The following is a 21,582-nucleotide window of genomic DNA, read 5'->3' as shown; positions in this document are numbered from 1 at the left end:
TGCCGGAGGAGCGGCGGAAACGCCGCTTCTGCTGCAAAACCACAGGGCCGCCCGGGATGAACCGGGGCGGCCTTGTTGTTGGGCGGGAATGGACACAATGGACTTAATGGACGGGTAGCGTTTTCCCTTTACTATTTTGTCCACCGGGTCCATTCCACTCACACATCCCACTCCAGCACCGCCTCCGCCCGCAATTCATCCCCCTGCATGATATGGTGGCAGGTAAGATTCTCCTGGCGGAACAATAGGGACTTCATCTGTTCCCCGGCATGGCTTTCCTTCCTGAAATGCAGGTGAATGCCAATCAGGGCATGTTCCTCCTGCCAGGCTTCCGGCAGGGATTCCAGCGCCCAAACCAGATAGGCGGCATTGTTGATATGACGGTTGGAATCCATATCCCGGCGTTCCGCCGTCCATTCCCGGACTTCCGGCTGAAGGTTCTTCATGTCCAGCCGGACAGCGGAGACTATTTCGTCACAGGGCGCACTTGTCCGCCTAGACAACGTTCAGTTTATCAACAACCGCAATCACGAAGGAAATGGAGGCGCCATTGCCAACGGAAGTACTTCTGACGTTGGAACTCCGGCGGATCCTTTATTCCGGCAGTTTGACCTTTTCCAGGTTGAATACCATGTCGGAAATGTCGTCCTGGGCTTCCTGGATGCGGGAGTTGGTGAAGTAGAGATATCCGTCATGGATGCTGAACGTGTCCGGCCAGCTGATTTCCTTTCCGGAGGCAAGTGTCCGGATGTTTTTGCGGTCCGGAGTCAGGTACACGATGCTGTTGTTTTCCAGATCACCCATATAGAGGTTGCCCCGGCTGTCCATGATCATGCCGTCGGGCGAAGGCGTTTTCATTTTGGTGATTTTTTCCTCGTCTATCCGGCGGTCTATCAACTGGCGCACCGGTATTCCGTACAGGGTTCTGCCCGTCAAGGCATGGAAATAGAGGATGCCGTTCTTTTTATCCAGGGCTATGCCGTCGGAATGGACTTTCCCGTCGTGCCGCCTGCCGTTGACGGTGATGTGGTCCTGCTCCGCCGTCGTGTAGGGATGGTTGTCCAGCATGCGGTAGTTTTCTCCGCTCTTGATGTCCAGCACGATCAATCCGGGTTCGTTCGAGTCCGTAAAGTAGATTTTGCCGTGCTCGCGGTCCACGCGCAGGTCGTTGACATAGGACTTGGGCTTGGTCGATTCCGAGAGTGGGTATTTCCTGATCATCTTGTTGGTGTCGAGGTCGTAGACGTACAAGGTGGGTGTCGCCACCGTGGTTCCGATCATCGGATTTTTCGTATCGATGATGTAAAGCCGGTCTCCGTCGGCAACGACGGACTGCACGCATACGAACGCGTCGTCATCTTGTGTTTTTCCTTTTTCCCACCGGTTGGTTTTCTCGTCCGGATAGGGTTTGAAGTTTCCCTGCCGGTCCACCTCCGCCACGGAGCAGGGTATTGTTTCATGCCAGCGGGGGAAGTTGACGAAGATTCTGCCCTTGTCCGTGACCGTGACTCCGGTTACTTGGGCTCCCTTGAATGAAGCAACGGGTTCAATTCCGGATTCCGAACGGGCTTCTTGAGAAAAGGAGGCGCACATGGCTAACAGAGCGATGCAGGTTGAAATGATGAAGGCTTTCATGGGAATCATGGAGTTTGATGCGTCTGTTCCTTACGGACAAGCCCCCGCTTTTTATTGTTCAATCAACTGTCCCCCTTTTCTTTTCCTGCCCATTACAAGGAAGCAGTCCGGAACATTTCCCCGTTTGGATAAATTGAGTTTTACTCCCGGCTCTGTTTTTTATTCCAGAATATGACGCATCCTCACATTTTCATTTTGAACCGGGAAGGAGGCGGCACGGTCTTTCCTGCCAGCACCATTTTTTCATGTTCAGGTTTCCGCATTATTTCTTCCTTCTCTTTTGCCTTTACGGGTATGTCTTTCATCCGCCGGCCCAGGCAGAGACGGTGGAATACGACCTGTACGTACGGAATACCCCCGTCAATTTCACGGGAACGGCTCGTCCCGCCATGAGCATCAACGGCAGCATTCCCGGTCCCGTGCTGCATTTCACGGAAGGGGACACGGCGGTGATCCGGGTGCACAACATGATGGATACGGAGACGTCCTTCCACTGGCACGGCCTTCTGGTGCCCAATGACCAGGACGGCGTGCCCTACCTGACTTCCGCCCCCGTGAAGCCCCATGCCACCCATACTTATACTTTTCCCATTATCCAGAACGGCACGTACTGGTACCATTCCCACAGCGGTCTTCAGGAGCAGAGCGGACTGTACGGAGCCTTCGTCGTCCACAAGCGCAGGAACGATCCGGCGCGCAGAGCGGAGGACACCCTGCCGGAATACACCCTGGTTTTAAGCGACTGGACCAATGAGAATCCGAACGAGGTGAATAGAAAACTCCATACGGGGTCCGACTGGTTTTCCATCCGGAAGGGGAGCGTGCAGAGCTACTGGGAGGCGCTCCGAGCCGGCTATTTGGGCACCAAGCTGACCAGCGAATGGAAACGCATGAACCCGATGGACGTCAGCGACGTTTATTACGAACGCTTCCTGCTCAACGGGAGCCCGCATGCTTCCCTGCCCCGTTTGAAGGCCGGGGACCGCGTGCGGCTGCGCATCGTGAACGGGGCGTCCTCCACTTATTTCTGGCTCAGATATTCCGGCGGGAAAATCCTCGTCGTGGCCAGCGACGGCAAGGACGTGGTCCCCGTGGACGTGGACCGGATGATTATCGCCGTTTCAGAGACCTACGATGTGATCCTGACCGTGCCGGAAACAGGAAGGGCTTTCGAGTTCCAGGCGACGGCGGAGGATACCACCGGGTCTTCCTCCCTGTGGCTGGGACATGGGGAGAAGCTGCCCCTGCGTCCCTTTCCCAAGCTGAATTATTTCAAGAACATGAAGAGGATGAACGGCATGATGACCATGGGCGGGAACATGAAGATGATGACCATGGGCTCCGGCTCCATGCCCGGCATGAAGCACATGAATCATAACATGTCCGGAGGTATGGATTCTCCCCGTGCGCGTGGCATGCACATGATGTCCATGTCTTCCGACAGCTCCCATGGAAAGCATCATGCGGAGGACATGCAGGAAGACGAAGGAGAGGTTACGCTGACGTACGACATGCTAAGGTCTCCCGCAAGAACGAACCTTCCCTCCGGCGTTCCCGTGAAGGAGCTGCATTTCCAACTGACCGGAAACATGAACCGCTACGTCTGGAGTATGAACGGCAGGACGCTGTCGGAAACGGACCGGATCATGATCCGGGAGGGCCAGAATGTCCGCATCATCCTGACCAATAATACGATGATGAGGCACCCCATGCACCTGCACGGGCATTTTTTCCGCCTGGTCAACAGGCACGGTGATTTTTCCCCGCTGAAGTTCACGGTGGATATCCAGCCCATGGCCACGCAGGTGATTGAGTTCAATGCCGCGGAGAAGACGCGGGGCAACTGGTTTTTCCACTGCCACATCCTGTACCACATGATGAGCGGCATGGGCCGGATTTTCACGTACGAGGATTCGCCGCCCAACCCCCAGCTCCCCCATCCCCGGCAGGCGCTCCAGCATGTTTACGCGATGGACCGCAAATGGTACCTGACCGTGAATAATGATTTTGCCTCCAACGGGAATATAGGAGATCTGGAGTTCGGCGGCACGCGCTGGAGCATCCAGGGAGAATGGCAAACAGGGTACAAGGATGCCCGCGGCTATGAAGCGGAAGCGCGCCTGGGCAGGTACATCGGAGAAAAACAGTGGCTTTATCCCTACATCGGCATGGACTGGACATACAGGAAGGGCGAGGCCGGGGAACGCAACATGTTCCGCCAGACTACCAGGAAGGACCGCGAACTGGACGGCACGCTGGGAACGCGGTACACGCTGCCCCTGCTGCTGGTGGCGGACGCCCGCATTGATACCGACGGGAAGGTACGTCTCCAGCTTGAACGGGACGATATTCCGCTGACATCGCGCCTGCGCCTGAGCTTTTCCCTGAACACGGACCGGGATTATTCCGTTGGTCTGCATTACATCCTGACGCCTCATGTGAGCATTTCCACCAATTACGACAATAACCTGCACTGGGGCGTGGGCCTGATGCTGACTTATTGACGTCTTTGCCCTCCTGTTTTTGCTTGTTTCCGCACCGCACGCCCTTATCATCGGCAACGTGCCGCAAAAGATGAATTGGGAACAGCTTCTGTCAGACGCCCGCTGGGGATCAAGCCACCAGAGCACGGCGGCTCCGCAGAAGCACCGCAGCAATTATGACCGGGATTACGGGCGCATCCTGTTTTCCAGCGCTTTCCGCCGCCTTCAGGATAAGACGCAGGTGTTTCCTCTGGGGCGCAACGATTACGTGCGCACCCGCCTTACCCACAGCCTGGAGGTAGCCCACGTCGGCTCCTCCCTGGGAATGCTGGTGGGAGAATGGCTTGCCGGAAAAGACGCGCTGCCCGCCCATATCATCCCTTCCGACCTGGCGACCATCGTTTCCACCGCCTGCCTGGCGCACGATATCGGGAATCCTCCGTTCGGCCATTCCGGAGAGGATGCCATTGAGACGGCCCTGTCCCGGCATGGACTCTCGCACCCGTTTGAAGGGAACGCGCAGGGCTTCCGCATCCTGACCCGCACCGGAGACCCCATGGAGGGCAAGGGCCTGAAACTGACGGCGGCTGTTCTGGGCGCTTTCATGAAGTATCCCTGCACGCAGTCCTATTCCCTCAAAGCCAAACAGAACATGCTTGCTCCCGCCAACAGGCTGGAATGCAAAAAATTCGGCATAGGCGGCCAGGAAACGGAAGCAGCCGCTTTTGTAGCGGCCAGCCTGGGCCTGATTCCCCGAACGGAGGCGGAAGGAAACGACCTTTGCTGGTGCCGCCATCCCCTGGCTTTCCTGATGGAAGCTGCGGACGATATCTGCTACCGCATTGCGGATATCGAAGACGGCTTTTTCTCAAGAATCCTGAGGTTCGACCACGTCATGGAACTATTCCATCCCTTCCTGACTCCCTCTCAAAGGGAGTATGCCGAAGATCTGGCAGTACGGAAGGAGGAGGATTCCTGCGTGCATTACATGCGTGCTCTGGCGATCGGCAGAAGCATCCGCACCGTAGTGGAGAGTTTCAAGGTCCATGAAGACCGCCTTCTGGGCGGGTGCTTAGAAAAGTCCCTCATTGACGTTTCCGAACTGGCCGCACCGCTGGACCGCCTGTATCAGGACGCCATACGCGACGTTTACCAGACGCAGGATGTCATTCAGGTGGAGGCCATGGGCTATAAGGTGCTGGGGGAATTGATCGACTTTTTCATGGAATGGGTGGACAACCCCGGTTCCGGACAGAGCAGAAAGGTAGCCATTCTACTGCAAGGAACCCTTCTTCCGGCGGATGAAGAGTCGCGGGAAAAGCGCCTGGTCCACATGCTGGATTATATTTCCGGCATGACGGATTCCTTTGCGCTGGAAACCTACAGGAAATTGACCGGCATCCGCTGACGGGTTTTCCACGCCTTTTCCCGGCAATGAAATGGCTGCCCCGGCAAACGGAGCAGCCATCCTTAACATGATCACGAATATTCAGCAGAAATTGTTAAAAGCAGAAGTTGGTTTCTATGTTTTTCAACCGCTCCCGAACGGCTTCCGGCACGGCGTCCTTCTCCTGCTGGGTGTTGTAGGGACCGGAATAAAGTACCTTTCCGGAGGGGTCCGTCACATGGACGGTGGTCCCGGTCTGGGCGTTGGAGGAAATGATGATCGTTCCGTTGTTGTCCGTCATGCGGACGGATGAAGAACCGGGGACTCCCCCCGGAATGTTCCCCATGGAGGGCATGGGCATCTTCTGCAGGTTTTGAAGGCTTCTGAGCACCTGGGCCGCTCCCGGGGTCAGGTTCATCCGGTTAAAAATGTCATCCATTCCGGAATCGTCCATCACGGAATCCTTCAGGAATTCGTCCATGATCTGCTGCATCCGGTCAAAGGCGTCCGGCTGCGTCCCAAGCAAGCCCTGAGGCAGTGCGGGACGGGCGGAAAATCCGCCGGGAGACGTGCGGGGATGGGAACGGGGATCGCCCTGGGCCGCAAGAATTTCCTCGGCGGAGAGCGTTCCGGCATCCAGAGTCAAATCTGCCGTTTCCCTTTTGCCCTTGCGGTAAAACACCGCGGTGATCTTGTCCCCCGGCACCTTGTCCGCCAGGGCTTCCGTCACGGACCGAGGGCCGGACAGGGACATGTCCCCCAGCTTGACGACGACGTCGTTTTCCTGAAGCCCGGCCCTGGCCGCCGGACTGTCCGGAATGACCTTGGTCACCAGCACGCCGGGAAATCCGCTGAGCTCCAGCTGGGCCACAAGCGCCTGCGGAACCGTGCCGGGCACAATGCCCAGCCTCGCAGGCTTGGACGCAGGCAGAGGCGCAGGCCGGGAAGGATAAGGAGTAAGAGAGGGAGGCTGAGGAGCGGCAGTATTTCCAGCGGGCCGGTCAATAGAGAAACCGGAACCCGTACTTATCAACAGCCCCAATGTCAGAAAGGTACAGGTTTTCATATCCATGTGAGATAATATACAACGTCCGGGCGCTGCATGTTCAAAAATTTACATATTTTTTTCAATCCACGGCAAAAAAGAGGCCCCGGATCATCGGAATCCGGGGCTGGCGCTACTGAACGGCCATTGAAGAATTACTCAATATTCCCTTTCAGGAACGATTTTCCTGCTGTTTGCCGGGGCTACGACAGGCACGCGCTCGTCTCCCCCCTGAAGTTCAAAGATGGTAGCTTTACGGTAGGATTCCTGGTGCTCTTCCGGAAGGGGGACGCTTTCCGATTTTTCCGCAATGGCCCCTGCTCCTTCACTGCGGGCGTCAAAGGTATTCTGAATGAGCAGCACGGCCCCGACAGCCGCTGCCACGGAGATTCCGGAGATATAGGCCAGCTTCCTCCACAGGCGGCCGGGAACGGTTTTTTCCTGTTTTACCTCCCCCTCGGCATCCATGGCGTAAGCCATTTTGCAGACGGAGAATTCCAGCATGGAGGAGGCGGAGAATTTTTTCAGGCGGTCTTCCATTTCACGCTCGGATTCAGCGCACATCAGGGAGCAGCATTGTTCCCGAAACAGGATTTTTGCAGGCGCCGGCTGCAAACGTTTCAACAGGGATTCCATTTCATGAATTTCTTCATCGGAGATTTCATGCCGGACGCGGTCATTCAAGGGGAATATTTCCTCACACCTGCCGGCCAGACGGGCAATGAGTTCATCGGATACGGGGAGAGGCTGGATAGTAGCGGTACCGCCGCTGTCTTCCTCTGAGGATGATGCTGGTTCATGTTTCATAAGAGTGGAGCAGGTATATTTAGATTTCTTCTTTTCTGTTTCTCAGCGCTTTCCGGAGCATGTCAATGCCGTAGCGGTAGCGGCTTGCCACCGTGTTCTGGGATATTTCCAGCGTCTCCGCTATCTGCAGAAAGGTCTGTTCACCCCATATTTTCAGCACAATGACTTCGGAAAATTTGGAAGGAAGCTTTTTGAGCTGCATCTCCATGAATTGCTTGAGCTCCTCATCCGCCGCAGAGCTGGAAAACCAGGGGTCCGCACACGCATCCTGCGCCGGATCGGCGCTGCACGCCTCGTCCTCGCGCCTCTGGCGGCGGTCCGCCTTGCGTCCATAGTCCACGGCCAGGCGGCGGATGGAGGCAAAGACATAGGAGAGCCACGCTTCCTGGCCGCCCACGAATTCCCCTGCGGCTTCCTTGCGCGCCAAGCGGATCAGGGCATCCTGAAGGATGTCCTCCGCATCCTCCGGGGAACGGGATTGCTGGCGTGCGAACAGGAGAAGCTGGGACACATGGCGGCGCAGCCATTCATCCCAGCTCAGCAGATGGTCGGCATCCTCATTCATTTCCTGTTCCCTGGCCTGTGCAGACATATTCATTTCCTCGTCTTGCGGTCTTTCTATCATCATAGCGGAATGCCGTCTTTCTTTTGTCTAAATATTGTACGGAAAAATCACCCTGCCCTCCCTGGGGAGGGCTGGAAACCGTATTCAGCCGCATGAACGGGAAAATAGCAAGAACAAGGAATGCAGGCCCCTTATTTTTCGCCGGCTATGATTTTTTCCATATTTTCTATCCAGGGCTGCAGCCTGGCGGATTCCTTGGAGCCGGGATCGGAATCCCGTGCGATTTTCAGGTATTCCAGGGATTTAGGATAGTTGCGTTCCAAGACATAGCTGTCACTGATGAATTTATTCAGTTTCAGACGGATTGGCGGCAGGAGATCGGGAGACGCCAGTATTTTCCCAGCTTCCTCGCGGCTCTTCTGGGCCTCCTCACCCCTTATCTTCCCTCTCTGAGAGAGATAGAACTGCTCAAGCATCTCACTTTGCTGCGCCATCAGGCGCGCTTCCTTCTCCTTCTTTCCGAATCCGAACCGGTCTTCCGGATCAGACGCCATGATTTCCGCGATCAATTCCTTGTGGTATCCCTGCAATTCGTCAGGTACTTTTTCCAGAGCCTTCGCCAGGGCGGCAGCCCGTCCGCTGCCGGAGAGCTTCCGGGCAGCGGCAATTTCACCGTTCAGCGAGTTTTTCAGTTCCCGAGCATTTTCCAGCTTTTCCAGATATTCCGGCGCCGTTTTCGTGGGACCCACGATCCGTGCATGGGGAGCTCCGGTTCCGTCCATCAGCATCACGGTCGGAAAGCCGGTAACACCGTACCGCCGCATGATATCCTCACGTTCCTTCATGAGTTCCTTGGAGATTTTTCCCGGCGTACGCGGGAAGTCCAGTTCCACGAGCACCAGCTTGTTTTTTTCCGCATAGTTTGCAAATTCCGGAGAGTCCAGAATGGTACTGCGCAGATATTTGCAGGGCGGGCACCAGTCGGAGCCGGTGAATTCCACCATCACGGGACGGTTTTCAGCCCTGGCTGTCTCCAGTCCCTTGTTGAAATCAGTTTCCCAGGCCGGAGCGGCGAGAGTGGCGGAAGCTACGGCCAGAGAAAAGGAGGCCGTTCCTATTGCATGAAAAAAGGTATTCATCTTATGGGACACCATAGCACAAATTGATGCCGTGTCATCCCATTTTTAACACTTCCGCTTCCGGAACGCCTACCATTCCCGGAAGCCCGGTTGAGGCTTCCGGGAATGGACGAAGGATCATTTTCCCGCGGAACGGCGGCGGATATCCTGACTCAGGCGCATGGCGCAGAAATCCGGACCGCACATGGAGCAGAAATGAGCCTTCTTGGCGTTGGCGTGGGGAAGAGTCAGATCATGGTAGGAGCGGGCCTTCTGCGGGTCCAGGGACAGGTTGAACTGGTCCTCCCAGCGGAATTCAAACCTGGCCTGGGCCAGGGCGTTGTCCCGCCATTGGGCGGAGGGATGGCCCTTCGCCAAGTCAGCCGCATGGGCCGCCAGCTTGTAGGTGACCACGCCTTCCCGCACGTCCTCCCTGTCCGGCAGGCCCAGGTGTTCCTTGCGGGTGACGTAGCAGAGCATGGCGCAGCCGCGCTGGCCGATGATCGCCCCGCCGATGGCTCCGGTGATATGGTCGTAGCCCGGAGCAATGTCCGTCACCAGCGGCCCGAGCGTGTAGAAGGGGGCTTCCATGCACCATTCAAGCTGCTTGTTCATGTTTTCCGCAATGAGGTGCATGGGCACATGGCCCGGGCCCTCGTTCATCACCTGGACGCCGGCACGCCAGGCGCGCATGGTCAGGTCCCCCTGGATTTCCAATTCCGCAAGCTGGGCGAAGTCGTTGGCGTCCGCCACGGAACCGGGGCGCAGCCCGTCGCCGATGGAGACGGCAATGTCGTACGCCGCCAGAATGGAGCAAATTTCATCCCAATGGGTGTAAAGAAAGTTTTCCTGCTCGTGGATCATGCTCCACTGAGCCATGATGGAACCGCCGCGGGAGACGATCCCGGTCATGCGCCGGGCCGTATGGTTTACAAACCTGAGCAGCAGGGCGGCGTGCACGGTCACGTAGTCCACGCCCTGGCGGGCCTGCTCAAGGAGGGTGTCCCGGAAAATTTCCCAGCTCAGGTCCGCCACCTTTCCACCCACTTTTTCCAGCGCCTGGTAAATGGGAACGGTGCCGATGGGAACGGGGGAGTTGCGCAGAATCCACTCGCGCGTGGCATGGATGTTTTTCCCGGTGGACAGGTCCATCACCGTGTCCGCTCCCCAGTGGATGGCCCAGCGCAGTTTCTCCACTTCCTCCTCAATGCTGGAGCCAAGGGCGGAATTGCCGATGTTGGCGTTGATTTTCACCAGGAAATTGCGGCCTATGGCCATGGGCTCGCATTCCGGGTGGTTGATGTTGGCGGGAATAAGGGCGCGGCCCGCGGCGATTTCATCCCTGACGAATTCGGGCGTGAAATACGCAGGCATGCGGCAGCCGCTCCTGCGCTCCGGCGCGTGCTGATGGTCCAGGCGGTCGCGCGCCACCATGCTGGACGGTCCGAATCCCTCCGCGGCTTCCAGCTCGGACGGGCGCGGCATCACCGTCAGCGCGTCCAGGATTTCTCCGGCCTCGTCCGGACGGCTCTTTTCATTCGGATAACGGTCGTAAACAGCCTTGAATGCCTGTTCGCGGCCCAGATTTTCACGGATGGCCACAAACTCCATCTCCGGCGTAATCATTCCGTTCAGGGCATAGTGGCGCTGGGTCACGGGGTTTTCCCCGGCGGCCTGGAGGCAGGGGCCCTTCTCCGCAGCCTCTTCCCTTACATCGCCGCGGGAGCGTATCCATGAGGCGCGCAGGGCGGGCAGCCCCTGCTCCGCGGATCCTTCATAGGCTCCGTCCCCCCACGGGCCGGAACAGTCGTAAATGCGTACGGGGTCGTTGGGGTGGGAGGTGCCGTCCGGCAGCAGGGTGTCGCTCAGGACAACCTCTCTCATGGGAACCTGCACGTCCGGATGAAGGCGCCCCGGAATATAGACGCGGCGGGACCCGGGATAAGACAGTTTGGCGGTATCGTTCATGGCATGGATGCTGTTGAGTACCGGCAAGGGATACGCCGCCGAACGGAACATCCGCAAGAAACGGGACACGGCCCGCTTGATCGAACTCCCTGCGGCGGAATTACCCGCATCAGGTTTGAAGGGTCCTGCGGAAACAGCATGCTGCCGCAATCTCAGCCTTTGTCTGTGGCACCCCTGCCGAACTTGGCAGGAGAGTAACACGGCCATCAGCAGCATCCAAGCGTTTTCGTTCCGGTCAGCAGAACAGGAAGATGCCGGAAGATTTTCCCCGGCGTTTCCGACATGTGGCTCCGGATGAGCGGGAAATTCATCCCTTTCCATCTTCCGGGCGGGAATCCCGCAAAAAGGAGGAACAGACCCGTTTTCATCTCGTCATCCCGATAGAATGGGATAAATATATTTTCCGGGCCATCCGCCCTTCCGGGCGCAACCTTCCCCCGGGAGCGGTGTTTATACAAGGGAATTTTCATGGACGAAGCACGAGACATGCCATCCGCCGCACCGGATGAAGACGCCCTGCTGATGCTGAGGGTCAGGGACGGGGACGCCTCCGCCATGGAGATGCTGATCCGCAAACACCAGCATTCCGTGTATGCCACGGTAGCCCGCATGCTGAACAACGGCCCGGAGGTGGAGGACATCGCCCAGCAGGTATTCATCCGCGTATGGCGTGGGGCAAAAAATTACGAGGCTTCCGCCCGTTTCACCACCTGGATGTTCACGATTCTCCGCAATCTGGTGTTCAATGAAGTCCGCCGCCAGAAGCGCAAGCCCACCACTTCCGCGGATGCCATTGAGGAGGAAGGCGGCACGATTCTGTTTCTGGAAGGCTCCCAGTCCCCGGACGCCGCGCTCCAGCAGACGGAACTTCAGCAGGCCGTGGACGACGCCATTGCCGCCCTGCCGGAAAAGGCGCGCCTGGCCGTCCAGCTCCGCCGCTTTGAAAACATGCCCTATGAGGAGATAGCCAAAACGCTGAACATGAGCGTTCCCGCTACCAAAAGCCTCCTGTTCCGGGCAAGAAACATGCTGAAGGAGGCTCTGGCCTCCTTCCTGTCCTGAAAGATTTTCCGCCGTCCCGCAGTATCCCATTCTCCTCTCTCCAGGGAAAAGATCGGTTCACGGTCGCTTTCATGCGCAACAAACGCATTTAAAAAAAGGCCCGCTCCCCGAAGGAAGCGGGCCGGAAAAGTTTCATGCCCCGCAGGCGGCATTAATGGCCGCCGCCCGCGTTTAAAACATCTTTGTAAGGAATTTTCAGGAAGTTCAAAGCGCCCCTGCCCTCATACAGAACGCCGATGTGGTTTTTATCCACGGGCGCCAGGCAGGAGTACCCCCAGCAGCCGCGCTCGTCGTACAGAAGCCATTTGTCTTCCGGCCAGGAGGAGGCGTCATCCGCAGAGGCCTTGAGCGTCATGTGGGAACGGCCCGACGTCGTGTTCGGGTTGGAGAACAGGACCAACCTGCCCGCTCCGGGCACGGCGTCCACGGCAAGGAGGCTGCCCTGGCAGACGGGCTCCCTGAGCTGGGCAGTACGGCTGGTGGGATGTTTTTCCCAGGTCCTGCCCAGATCCTTCGTCACTCCCACCACGCGGGAACCGCCCCAGTTGCAGCGGGCATTGATCATGATGGAGCCGTCTTTCAGCTCAATAACCTGCGCTTCCGTAGTCTGCTGGCTGACGCCCGTACCGCAGTGCCAGGTTTTGCCCTGGTCCTTGGAATAAACGATCGTTGACCACGGCACTCCCTTGCCGTCCCAGTACTGGGCGGCAAAGACGAGGGTGCCGTCCTTCATGCAGATGCCGTTTCCGGGGCCGTTGAATAAAATCCGCCAGTCCTTGTCCTTGGTCTGCTCCGTGATGTTGACGGGTTTGGACCAGGTGAGGCCGTCGTCGTCGCTGCTGGCGAGCACCAGCTGGCCGCAGGTTTCCGGGGAATTGTCCCCGGACTTGCTGCCCCAGATGGAATGCCTGTAGCTCCAAATGGCGGCCACCCACACGCGGCCGTTTTTTTCATCCAGCAGAATGGCGGGGTCTCCCACGCCCTTGGCATCCTTCCTGGCAGGGTCTATTTTGGAATCGTCCACGGCAATCTTCACGTCGGACCAGGTGCGGCCCCCATCCGTGGAACGGCTCACGCCTACGTCGATATTGGCCGGAAGGTCGCCGGAATGATTGTAGCGGATATCATAAACCGCCAGAAGGGTCCCCTTCTTCGTCCGGACCAGGCCGGGAATGCGGTAGAATTTGGAGTTGAAATCCCCGGGCTTCACCACCGCCACACCGATGCGCTGCGCCACGGGGGCGGCATCCGCCACTTTCATCAGCTTGTTTCCGGCCACGACGCTGGCGGGGCGCACAACCACCTTGCCGTCCAGCGAGGCTCCGTCCTTCATCGTGACGCACACCCACAGATGATTGTCGCCGGGTTCCAGTTCCAGATTGCCCCTGACGGAAATCCGGGGCTTCATGCCGCCGGAAATACGGACCGTACCCAGAACCTGGGCCGGGTCTTCAGGGAATGTAACCGCACCCTCGGGGAATTCCGGTTTTTCCCCGCCGCGCACAACCGTCACGGATTCAATGTCCGCCAGCCTGTCCATCCCGGAAAAATCCAGATTGACGGCATTCAGGGAAACGGGCTTCAGGCATCCTTCCGTTTTCACGTTCACGGAAAGAATGGGATTGCCCGGAATGCGCTTGATCACGGGAGCCACCGGAGCGGACATTTCCACGCGGGGGTCCACTTTCATGGGAATGGAGGGGACAATAAACAGGTCGTCCAGTTTCAGCCCCTTGTTTTCCGGAGCCGTCAGCTTGAAAACCAGGGAACGGGTGCCTGCAGGAACGCGCGCTTCAATCTTTGTCTTGAAGCCGCCCGTCTTGATATTTTTGCCGTCATAGATTTCCTTTTCTCCCTGGGGGCCGACCGCCGTGATGGAAAATTCAAAGGGGGCCTGCCCCGTCCAGCGTTCCGCCCAGGCGGAAAGCCGCACTTCCGTGGTGGGTACGTCCTTCAAATCCAGTTTGAGTTCGGCATCTTTCCCGCCGAACATCCGCAATGAAGAATTTCCGGTTTTTCCCGTTCCCCCGATTTCCGCCACTCCATCCGCGCAGGACAGGGGGCCGTATTCGGTTTGCAGGCTGGTGAACTTGCCGCGCTTGGCCTGTTCAAAGCTTTCCGTACCCAGGGCGCCGGTCATGGACATTCCCAGGGCGCACAGCAGGGAGAGCACTGTCAAGTTGTTCAAAGGTAAACGCATGGTGTATATGGTGTGTAAGGATCATTACGCGATGAACGCATCATTCTTATCCGTCCAACGCGCCATGACCAGCGTGGTTCCTAGCACACCCCGCGTTTTCAAGTCCAGCCCGGCCCGCTTTTCTGCGAAAAGACCAGAAGTTACTCCTTCTCCGCCCCGCCGGAGGGGGAAAGAGGCTTGATGGAAATGACGGGCCGCTGCGGGAAGGAACTGGAATCCTGGTGCATGTAATAATGGGACCAGTGCAGAACAACCTTGTCGCCTGGCTTGAGCGCGGCGATCTGCTTCAGGACGGAGGCGTCCTGGAGGATGGGCTTGTGGGCCGGATTCACGTCAACCATCAGCTTTTCCTGCTTTTCATCGCCATATTTGCCAGGCTTCCGGTAATCCAGGTACTTGATGATCCAGAAGGTGGCGAAGTCCTTGGGATGGTCGCATTTGTCCGGGCACAGGGAAGTCATGAACATGCACTTCCTGTGAATGATGCCCGTGAACTCGGCTTCCGCCACATGGTCGGAAAGCAATTCCCCGGAAGGAAGCGGCGCTTCCGGCGCATCGGAGGAAGCCGGAGGAACGGCCACAGGATTTTCTACGGCACGGGAAACCAGTCCACCAATCAGGAAAAGGCAAAAGACGGGAACATACTTGATCATACGTCCCATGCTTAAACATCCCGCCAACGGGAGTCAAGCAGAAGCCCAGCCTTCTCCCGCATATGTCCGGATATATTCCCGCATGGGACGGGTCAGGACAGCAGCTTCAATAATTTGGAGGAAGACGCCGCCCTGTTTGTCCGGCTTTCCAGACCAACAGGGCGGTGTTTTTCAGGTTCAGTTCCCGGCAATGCAGCCTTCGCAGGAAAGTTCCCCGGTATTCTTGAAATCAGACGGAGCAATGAAGGAGGAACGATGTTCATTGAGCCAGAGAAGGGCTTCTTTCTGGGCTTGCCGGCTCCACAGGCTTTTCCAGTCCTTCTTGTGGGTAAGGAGGCAGTACCAGACATAGGCAACTCTTCCCGTCCATATGACAAGTTCTATTTTCTCCTTGAATGAAGAACACACAAAACCGCCGTTTTCCGGCCGGGCCGCCACGGCATCCCTGGCGGATTGCAGCAGGATGGCTCCGTGCTTTTCCGGATCGAAGACGTTTTCAGATAATTCCTGAATCATGAAATTCTCCTCATATCCGTCCGGGTCGGCACCGTCGATGTTCAGCTCGCCGGAGTCCATTTCTTCCAGGGCTTCCAACAAAAGAGACCGCTCCCCGTTTCCGGCGCAGGCATCCAGCGGAATGACCGGCTGCTTGTAGTGCAACCGGTAGGGCTCTCCGGCCTCTTCATAACACTTTGCTACGAATTGAGAACAAAATGCCGTCGGATGACTGCCCTCCAGCAAGGAGCGCAAGGCCTGGTAGGTAGACGCCAGCAGGCATATGGCGGCCCCGGCCGTCTCCCGGTCCCAGCGGAACCGGCAATATTTGGAGGTCACCAGAAGAAGCCCCAGCAAATAAATGCCGCCATACGGGAGTTTCTGCTGCAGGTATTTCCTTCCTGTTTCAACAACCGGGTCCAGCGTGGGGAGATCCCTGTTCCTGTAAACATAGATGGTGCGCCCGGCAAACCTTTCCCGGGCCGGATTTTCCAGGACGGGATGTTCTCCGGTGGCTTCAAGCAGGGTTTGCTTTTCCTCATCGGCATAAAGGGCGGCATGGCTTACATCCGAATTGGTCAGCAGCCCGATCAGGGAAGAGATAATGTCCCCCTGAAGCACGGAGAAAAGGAGGACATCCCCCTTCTTCAGCTCATTGATTGATAATTCAGTCTTCATGGCACATCATGCTGTTTCCGGATCAGAAGTCCCCGACCACGGCTTTTTTCTCCTCCACATGGCGTATGTAATGCTTCGTGGATGGCATCGACTCGACATACTGTACATCGTCTCCTCCATCGATTTTAACCGTATCGTCCTTGAACATGCTGAATATTTCCTTTGCCTCCTTAATCATTTCCTTCATCTGTTTGGGGTCATCTCCAAACGCCTTGTTCAGAATGCCCGCATAGGCCGCCAGGAAGGTGTTGAAATCCATTTTACTGACATCTACAGCGGATTTGTAGGCCGTGTATGATATGGCGCTTGTCAGGATGGAGGTCAAATAACCGGTTGCCTTCATGTTCCGGCCCCAGCAACTGATGTCATACCGCACCAGGGCGGGATATTCCACGACCACGTAGTATGTTTCCACGATCTTCTCCGTCCCCTCTCCAGCTCCCAGAATGGCGTCAATCCCGGTAGAAATGATGGAGCCTACCGCATCCGCGATCTGTCCATTCCCGTTGAACAGCTGTTTGAACGCTTCGGTCACCTTGGTCACAATATCGCCGGAACCTTCCTTGTAAACGGCTCTGGATTCCAATTGCTTGGCCAGAACCTTCGTGATGGGTATGGTCAGGTCATCGCTGATTTTCCCATCCTTCAAGCTGGCTTCTATTCGCTGCTGGAATATTTCCGTTTGAGACTTTGCAAGAGAAATGAGGATATCCAGTTGTTCCTGAACATCTTTCTGCTCTTCCTTCACCTTGTTTTTGGTATCGCTTAATTTTCCCATAACATTATTTTGGTTAATTGTTTAAATATATGATAACTCAAATATTTCATCTAACACGGTATGAAAAAAATCAAAAATAATCAACAAGTATTTAAAAAAATAGATATATTTTTCTAACAAATTACATAAATTCAAAACTTTCACCCGTCTCTCCAGGTCCATTTCTATTCGTTCTTCCTCCCTTCCTCTACCGTTTCCCATGCCCGGGACACTCTTTCAGGGAAAGGCCCCCTTTTTCCCGAAAATCGTGGTCCCTGTTCCGCCTGCATTCCTGCATATGCCCCCTCCAGTGATGGTAATGCCAGAAAGGGCCCGTCCCTAAATTTCCCGTTTGACAGGGAGGCGTATCTTCCATACGCACGCCATTGAATAGTTCAAGACCTTATTATTTTTTCACAGTCAGTCGTATATGGATATTTTCAAGCAAGTGTTCATATGTATGGAAGAAAAATCAGAATCCCAGCTTCTCCCCTGTTTCCAGATTGACGCATCGTTATTCGTGTGCGAGATTGGAGAAAGCATATGGACACAAATCGTACCTCTACCATGCCGATCGTACCCAAGCAGTACCGGCTGCCATTTTTCATGCTGGTTTCCTGCTTCGCCCTGTGGGGTTTGCTGAACAATATGACGGACAATCTGGTCCCCGCTTTCAGCAAAATTTTCATGATCAACGCCTCCGAGTCCGCCGGAGTGCAGATTTCCTTCTACGGGGCGTATGCGGTGCTGGCGATTTTCGCCTCCATCCTGCTTGAGGAATTTTCCTACAAGGCGGGCGTGCTGATCGGCCTGGGCTTCTACATGATAGGCGCGCTGTGCTATATCCCCGCCGCGATAGGCCAGAGCTTTGACATTTACCTGATGGCTATTTTCGTCCTGGCGGGCGGCCTCTCCATCCTGGAAACCACCTGCAATCCCTTCGTGCTGTCCATGGGGTCGCAGGAAACGAGCGTACGCCGCCTCAACTTCGCCCAGGCCTTCAACCCCATCGGCTCCCTGACGGGCATTTTCCTGGCAAAATACTTCATTCTGTCCCACTTGAACGATGCGGACATGGACGCCCGCAAGGCCATGGACCCGGAACAGCTGAACGCCATCGTGAGCGACGAACTTTTCTGGGTATGCGTGCCTTACGTGGGCCTGGTCGCCATTGCGGCCGTCATCTGGTTCTTCTTCTGCCGCTACAAGTCCGACGACGAAACCGTGCCCACGCGGGAAAACACCCGGCCGCTTTCCTCCAAACTGGGCCGTCTGGGCCTCTGCATCGCCTTTATTCTGGTTCCCTTCCTGTTCCAGTATTATTCCAGCTTTGAATTCAGCATGGTCCAGCAGATCCTGATCATGATGATCGGCCCCATCGCCTTCCTGATCATCATGCCGGATTACCGCTGCCAGCTCATGAAGCTCATCAGGCTTCCCCGCTATACCTGCGGCGTAGTCGCCCAATTCTTCTATGTGGGCGTGCAGATCGCCGTGTGGACGTGGACGATCAAGTACATCATGTCCGTCTTCCCGGGTATGCAGGAAGCGGCCGCCTCCAACTATTACATCTTCTCCATCATTCTCTTCATCGCCTGCCGCGCCATCACCACGGCCCTGATGAAGAAATTCAACCCGGCCAACATGATGGCGCTCTTCGCCGTTGCCGGCATTCTCTGCTGCCTGGGAACCATGTACCTGCCCAAGGAAATCTCCGTCTGGACGCTGGTTGCCATTTCCGGCTGCATGTCCCTGATGTTCCCGACCATCTACGGCATCGCCCTGCGCGGCCTGGGGTCGGAAGTCAAGCTGGGCGCGGCTGGCCTGATCATGGCCATTCTAGGCGGCGCGGTCATCACCCCGTACATGGGCGCCTGTATTGACAACACCACGGTGAAAAACCAGGTGGCCTACTTTGAATCCATCGACCGCCCCCTGATCGCCCAGGTGGAAGCCGCGGACTCCAGAAAATCCATCTCCGGCTCCATGCTCACCCTCTACAAAATGTCGGAGGCAAACGCCGCGGAAGGAGGGGAACAGGCCAAAACCGCCGCCAAGTTCGAGAAGAACCTGCAAACCTTCCAATCCCTGCCCTCCCTGACCGGAACCGCCTTCAGTGAGGCCGCCAAAACGCTGCCCGGCTGTTCCGCCCTCACGCCCGCGGAACTTTCCCTGTTCAAGGACAACCTGAGCCGGCTTCCCGCCGCCGCCAGCCGGGAACAGCAGATCCAGCAGTTCTCCCTGATTCCGGCCCTGACCACGCTCCCCGCCTCCCGGGCCGACGTCCTGAACGACCTGATCTCCCACCCCCTAGACATGAGGCAGTTCCAGACGGCCCAGGAAAACTTCGTGGAAAAAGCCGTGCGGTCATCTTTCTTTATTCCCATCATCTGCTTTGCCGTGGTACTAATTTACGGCTTCTTCTTCCGGAACGTTCATCTGAAGAAGGAGGAAGACGAAGAAGAGTCCGTACCGGCATAATCCCTTCACATCACCTACGCAAGATATGAAAACAATACTCCCCACCATAGGAATCCGTCCCACGATTGACGGCCGCCGCCTCGGCGTCCGCGAATCGCTGGAAGACCAGACCATGAACATGGCCAAGGCCGCCGCCGCCCTTATTGAAGCCAATGTCCGCCACGCCTCCGGCGAACCCGTCAAATGCGTGATCGCGGACACCTGCATCGGCGGCCCCGCGGAAGCCGCCGCCTGTGCGGACAAGTTCAAGGCCAACAACGTAGGGGTCTCCCTGGCCGTAACGCCCTGCTGGTGCTACGGCAGTGAAACTTTCGACATGGACCCGTTCACGCCCAAGGCCATCTGGGGCTTCAACGGAACGGAGCGCCCCGGCGCCGTGTACCTGGCCGCCGCCCTGGCGGGCCTGAACCAGAAGGGCTTCCCCGCCTTTTCCATTTACGGCAAGGACGTGCAGGATGCGGGAGACACCTCCATCCCGGATGACGTAGCGGAAAAAATCCTCCGCTTCGCCCGCGCCGGGCTGGCCGTGGCGACGCTCCGCGGCAAGGGCTACCTTTCCATCGGCGGCTGTTCCATGGGTATCGCCGGCTCCATCGTGGACCAGTCCTTCTGGGAAAACTACCTGGGCATCCGCGTACAGGCCGTGGACATGACGGAAGTGCGCCGCCGCATGGACCAGAAGATTTACGACCAGGAGGAATTCGACATCGCCATGAAGTGGGCCGATGCCGTCTTCAAATTCGCCGAGGACAAGAACCGCCCGGACCTGAAGCTGGACGAGAACGGCCGCCGCAAAACCTTCAAGGAAAGCGTGCTGATGGCCATGATCTTCCGCGACATGATGCAGGGCAATCCCAAGCTCAAGAAGATCGACCGGGAAGAAGAGTCCCTGGGCTACCAGGCCATTGCCGGCGGCTTCCAGGGCCAGCGCCACTGGACGGACTTTTACCCCAACGGGGACATCGCGGAAACTCTGCTCAACTCCACCTTTGACTGGAACGGCCCGCGCGCGCCGATGCCCTTCGCCACGGAAAACGACTCCCTGAACGGAGCGTGCCTCCTGTTCGGCTACCTGCTCACCGGCCAGGCGAACGTCTTTGCGGACGTGCGCACCTACTGGAGCCCGGAAGCCGTGAAGCGCGTCACCGGCTACAAGCTGGAAGGCAAGGCCAAGGACGGCATCATCCACCTCATCAACTCCGGCTCCGCCGCGCTGGACGGCTGCATGGCCTGCACGGACAAGGACGGCAACCCCGTCATGAAGAAGCACTGGGACGTCACCCAGGAGGACGCGGACAAGATGATGAGCCAGGCCACCTGGTGCCCGGCCAACCGGGAATACTTCCGCGGCGGCGGCTACTCCGTCCATTACGTCACCAAGGGCGGAGCCCCCGTCACGATGATGCGCCTGAACATCGTCAAGGGCCTGGGTCCCGTGCTGATCGTGGCGGAAGGCTGGTCCGTGGACCTGCCCGACAAGGTGCACAAGACGCTGGACGAACGGACCGATCCGGGCTGGCCCACCACTTGGTTCGCCCCACGCCTTACCGGCAAGGGCGCCTTCACGGACGTGTACAGCGTCATGGCCAACATGGGCGCCAACCACGGGGCCTTCACGTACGGCCATATCGGCGCGGACATCCTGACGCTGGCTTCCATGCTGCGCATTCCCGTGTATGCCCACAACATTCCGGACGACCAGGTTTACCGCCCGTCCGCCTGGGGCCTCCACGGCACCGCAGAACCGGAAAGCGCCGACTTCCGCGCCTGTGCCAATTACGGGCCGCTGTATGGGAAATATTGACAGGTAATAGGTAATAGTTAATAGGTAATAGTTAACAGCTTCGGATAAAACATGGCAGAAAGTCTCGTTTCCGCTAAAAGTTTTTCTTTTGCGGTCCGCATCATTCAATTATGCAGGCACTTGAGAAAGCAGGACGTTGAACGGGAATTACTCAGCCAGCTCATACGTTCCGGCACGAGTATTGCCGCCAATTTATCCGAAGCTGTTTACGGCAGCAGCAGAAGGGACTTCTTTTCCAAAGCCCGCATTGCTTTGAAGGAATGTTCCGAGACACATACCTGGCTTAAACTGCTGCATGCCACCGGAAGCCTGACGGAACCGGAATATTCCTCCATCAGCCAGGACTGCACGGAAATCCTTAAAATGCTGGTTTCCATTAATAAAACAGCTCAAAAAGAGCACTCCAACACCTATTAACTCTTAACATTTAACTATTAACTCCTA

At 57.0% G+C, this 21,582-nt stretch carries 16 protein-coding genes, 1 pseudogene and 1 riboswitch; of the genes and pseudogenes, 6 read left to right on the top strand and 11 right to left on the bottom strand.

Annotation, left to right across the window (positions count from 1 at the left end; translation table 11 throughout):
• Positions 1 to 158: 158 nt before the first annotated feature.
• Together HMPREF3039_RS12810 and HMPREF3039_RS12805 are read right to left on the bottom strand one after the other, a co-directional pair.
• Positions 159 to 446, bottom strand: a complete 288-nt coding sequence (locus tag HMPREF3039_RS12810) for an acyl-ACP thioesterase domain-containing protein (protein WP_067572605.1) — start codon at positions 444 to 446, stop codon at positions 159 to 161.
• Between the two features lie 148 nt (positions 447 to 594).
• On the bottom strand, positions 595 to 1,635 hold the full coding sequence (locus HMPREF3039_RS12805) for an L-dopachrome tautomerase-related protein (RefSeq protein WP_067572635.1): 1,041 nt from the start codon (positions 1,633 to 1,635) through the stop codon (positions 595 to 597).
• Positions 1,636 to 1,880: 245 nt separating this feature from the next.
• Here HMPREF3039_RS12805 and HMPREF3039_RS12800 point away from each other — a divergent pair, with 245 nt between their 5' ends.
• Both HMPREF3039_RS12800 and dgt read left to right on the top strand, forming a co-directional pair.
• Positions 1,881 to 4,139 carry a multicopper oxidase domain-containing protein gene (locus tag HMPREF3039_RS12800; RefSeq protein ID WP_067572603.1) on the top strand — a complete coding sequence of 753 codons (2,259 nt, stop codon included), beginning with the start codon at positions 1,881 to 1,883 and terminating at the stop codon, positions 4,137 to 4,139.
• A gap of 19 nt (positions 4,140 to 4,158) precedes the next feature.
• Positions 4,159 to 5,526 (top strand): dGTP triphosphohydrolase, encoded by a 1,368-nt coding sequence (gene dgt, locus HMPREF3039_RS12795; protein WP_067952193.1) that lies wholly within the window; start codon positions 4,159 to 4,161, stop codon positions 5,524 to 5,526.
• A gap of 94 nt (positions 5,527 to 5,620) precedes the next feature.
• On the opposite strand, the gene HMPREF3039_RS12790 is transcribed toward dgt, so the two are convergent.
• The 5 genes from HMPREF3039_RS12790 to thiC form a co-directional block, all read right to left on the bottom strand.
• Complete coding sequence (locus HMPREF3039_RS12790) at positions 5,621 to 6,403, bottom strand: PDZ domain-containing protein (RefSeq protein WP_067572601.1); 783 nt, start codon at positions 6,401 to 6,403, stop codon at positions 5,621 to 5,623.
• 306 nt (positions 6,404 to 6,709) lie between these two features.
• Positions 6,710 to 7,357 carry a hypothetical protein gene (locus HMPREF3039_RS12785; protein WP_067982751.1) on the bottom strand — a complete coding sequence of 216 codons (648 nt, stop codon included), beginning with the start codon at positions 7,355 to 7,357 and terminating at the stop codon, positions 6,710 to 6,712.
• 19 nt (positions 7,358 to 7,376) lie between these two features.
• Positions 7,377 to 7,949 (bottom strand): RNA polymerase sigma factor, encoded by a 573-nt coding sequence (locus HMPREF3039_RS12780; protein ID WP_231863938.1) that lies wholly within the window; start codon positions 7,947 to 7,949, stop codon positions 7,377 to 7,379.
• 164 nt (positions 7,950 to 8,113) lie between these two features.
• Complete coding sequence (locus HMPREF3039_RS12775; RefSeq protein WP_167506811.1) at positions 8,114 to 9,061, bottom strand: thioredoxin family protein; 948 nt, start codon at positions 9,059 to 9,061, stop codon at positions 8,114 to 8,116.
• A gap of 117 nt (positions 9,062 to 9,178) precedes the next feature.
• Positions 9,179 to 11,008, bottom strand: coding sequence for a phosphomethylpyrimidine synthase ThiC (gene thiC / locus HMPREF3039_RS12770; protein WP_067572629.1), 1,830 nt, complete (start codon positions 11,006 to 11,008; stop codon positions 9,179 to 9,181).
• Between the two features lie 68 nt (positions 11,009 to 11,076).
• A riboswitch (TPP riboswitch) is annotated at positions 11,077 to 11,194 on the bottom strand.
• A 282-nt stretch (positions 11,195 to 11,476) separates the two neighbouring features.
• Between thiC and HMPREF3039_RS12760 the strand changes: the two genes are divergently transcribed.
• Complete coding sequence (locus HMPREF3039_RS12760; protein ID WP_067952190.1) at positions 11,477 to 12,070, top strand: RNA polymerase sigma factor; 594 nt, start codon at positions 11,477 to 11,479, stop codon at positions 12,068 to 12,070.
• A 151-nt stretch (positions 12,071 to 12,221) separates the two neighbouring features.
• Here the strand turns inward: HMPREF3039_RS12760 and HMPREF3039_RS12755 are convergent, their stop codons facing one another.
• The 4 genes from HMPREF3039_RS12755 to HMPREF3039_RS12740 all read right to left on the bottom strand — a co-directional run bounded on the left by HMPREF3039_RS12755 (position 12,222) and on the right by HMPREF3039_RS12740 (position 16,874).
• Positions 12,222 to 14,258, bottom strand: a complete 2,037-nt coding sequence (locus tag HMPREF3039_RS12755) for a sialidase family protein (RefSeq protein WP_067572591.1) — start codon at positions 14,256 to 14,258, stop codon at positions 12,222 to 12,224.
• Between the two features lie 152 nt (positions 14,259 to 14,410).
• The gene (locus HMPREF3039_RS12750; RefSeq protein ID WP_067572589.1) at positions 14,411 to 14,923 is read right to left on the bottom strand and encodes a hypothetical protein; all 513 of its coding nucleotides are present in this window, start codon (positions 14,921 to 14,923) and stop codon (positions 14,411 to 14,413) included.
• Positions 14,924 to 15,100: 177 nt separating this feature from the next.
• Positions 15,101 to 16,096, bottom strand: a complete 996-nt coding sequence (locus tag HMPREF3039_RS12745; RefSeq protein ID WP_067572588.1) for a C40 family peptidase — start codon at positions 16,094 to 16,096, stop codon at positions 15,101 to 15,103.
• Between the two features lie 22 nt (positions 16,097 to 16,118).
• Positions 16,119 to 16,874, bottom strand: a complete 756-nt coding sequence (locus HMPREF3039_RS12740; protein WP_067572586.1) for a hypothetical protein — start codon at positions 16,872 to 16,874, stop codon at positions 16,119 to 16,121.
• A gap of 522 nt (positions 16,875 to 17,396) precedes the next feature.
• Here HMPREF3039_RS12740 and HMPREF3039_RS12730 point away from each other — a divergent pair.
• The 3 genes and pseudogenes from HMPREF3039_RS12730 to HMPREF3039_RS12720 all read left to right on the top strand — a co-directional run.
• Positions 17,397 to 18,737 (top strand): annotated as a pseudogene (locus tag HMPREF3039_RS12730) (sugar MFS transporter); the annotation flags it as partial.
• 622 nt (positions 18,738 to 19,359) lie between these two features.
• Positions 19,360 to 21,138, top strand: a complete 1,779-nt coding sequence (locus tag HMPREF3039_RS12725) for an L-fucose isomerase (RefSeq protein WP_067572580.1) — start codon at positions 19,360 to 19,362, stop codon at positions 21,136 to 21,138.
• Between the two features lie 51 nt (positions 21,139 to 21,189).
• Entirely contained in the window at positions 21,190 to 21,555 is a 366-nt protein-coding gene (locus HMPREF3039_RS12720) for a four helix bundle protein (RefSeq protein WP_067572579.1), read from the top strand.
• The last annotated feature ends 27 nt before the right edge of the window (positions 21,556 to 21,582 follow it).

It is taken from the genome of Akkermansia sp. KLE1798 (assembly GCF_001580195.1).
GTDB classification, from domain to species: domain Bacteria; phylum Verrucomicrobiota; class Verrucomicrobiia; order Verrucomicrobiales; family Akkermansiaceae; genus Akkermansia; species Akkermansia biwaensis.
This window is presented reverse-complemented; position numbering and strand designations above follow the sequence as displayed.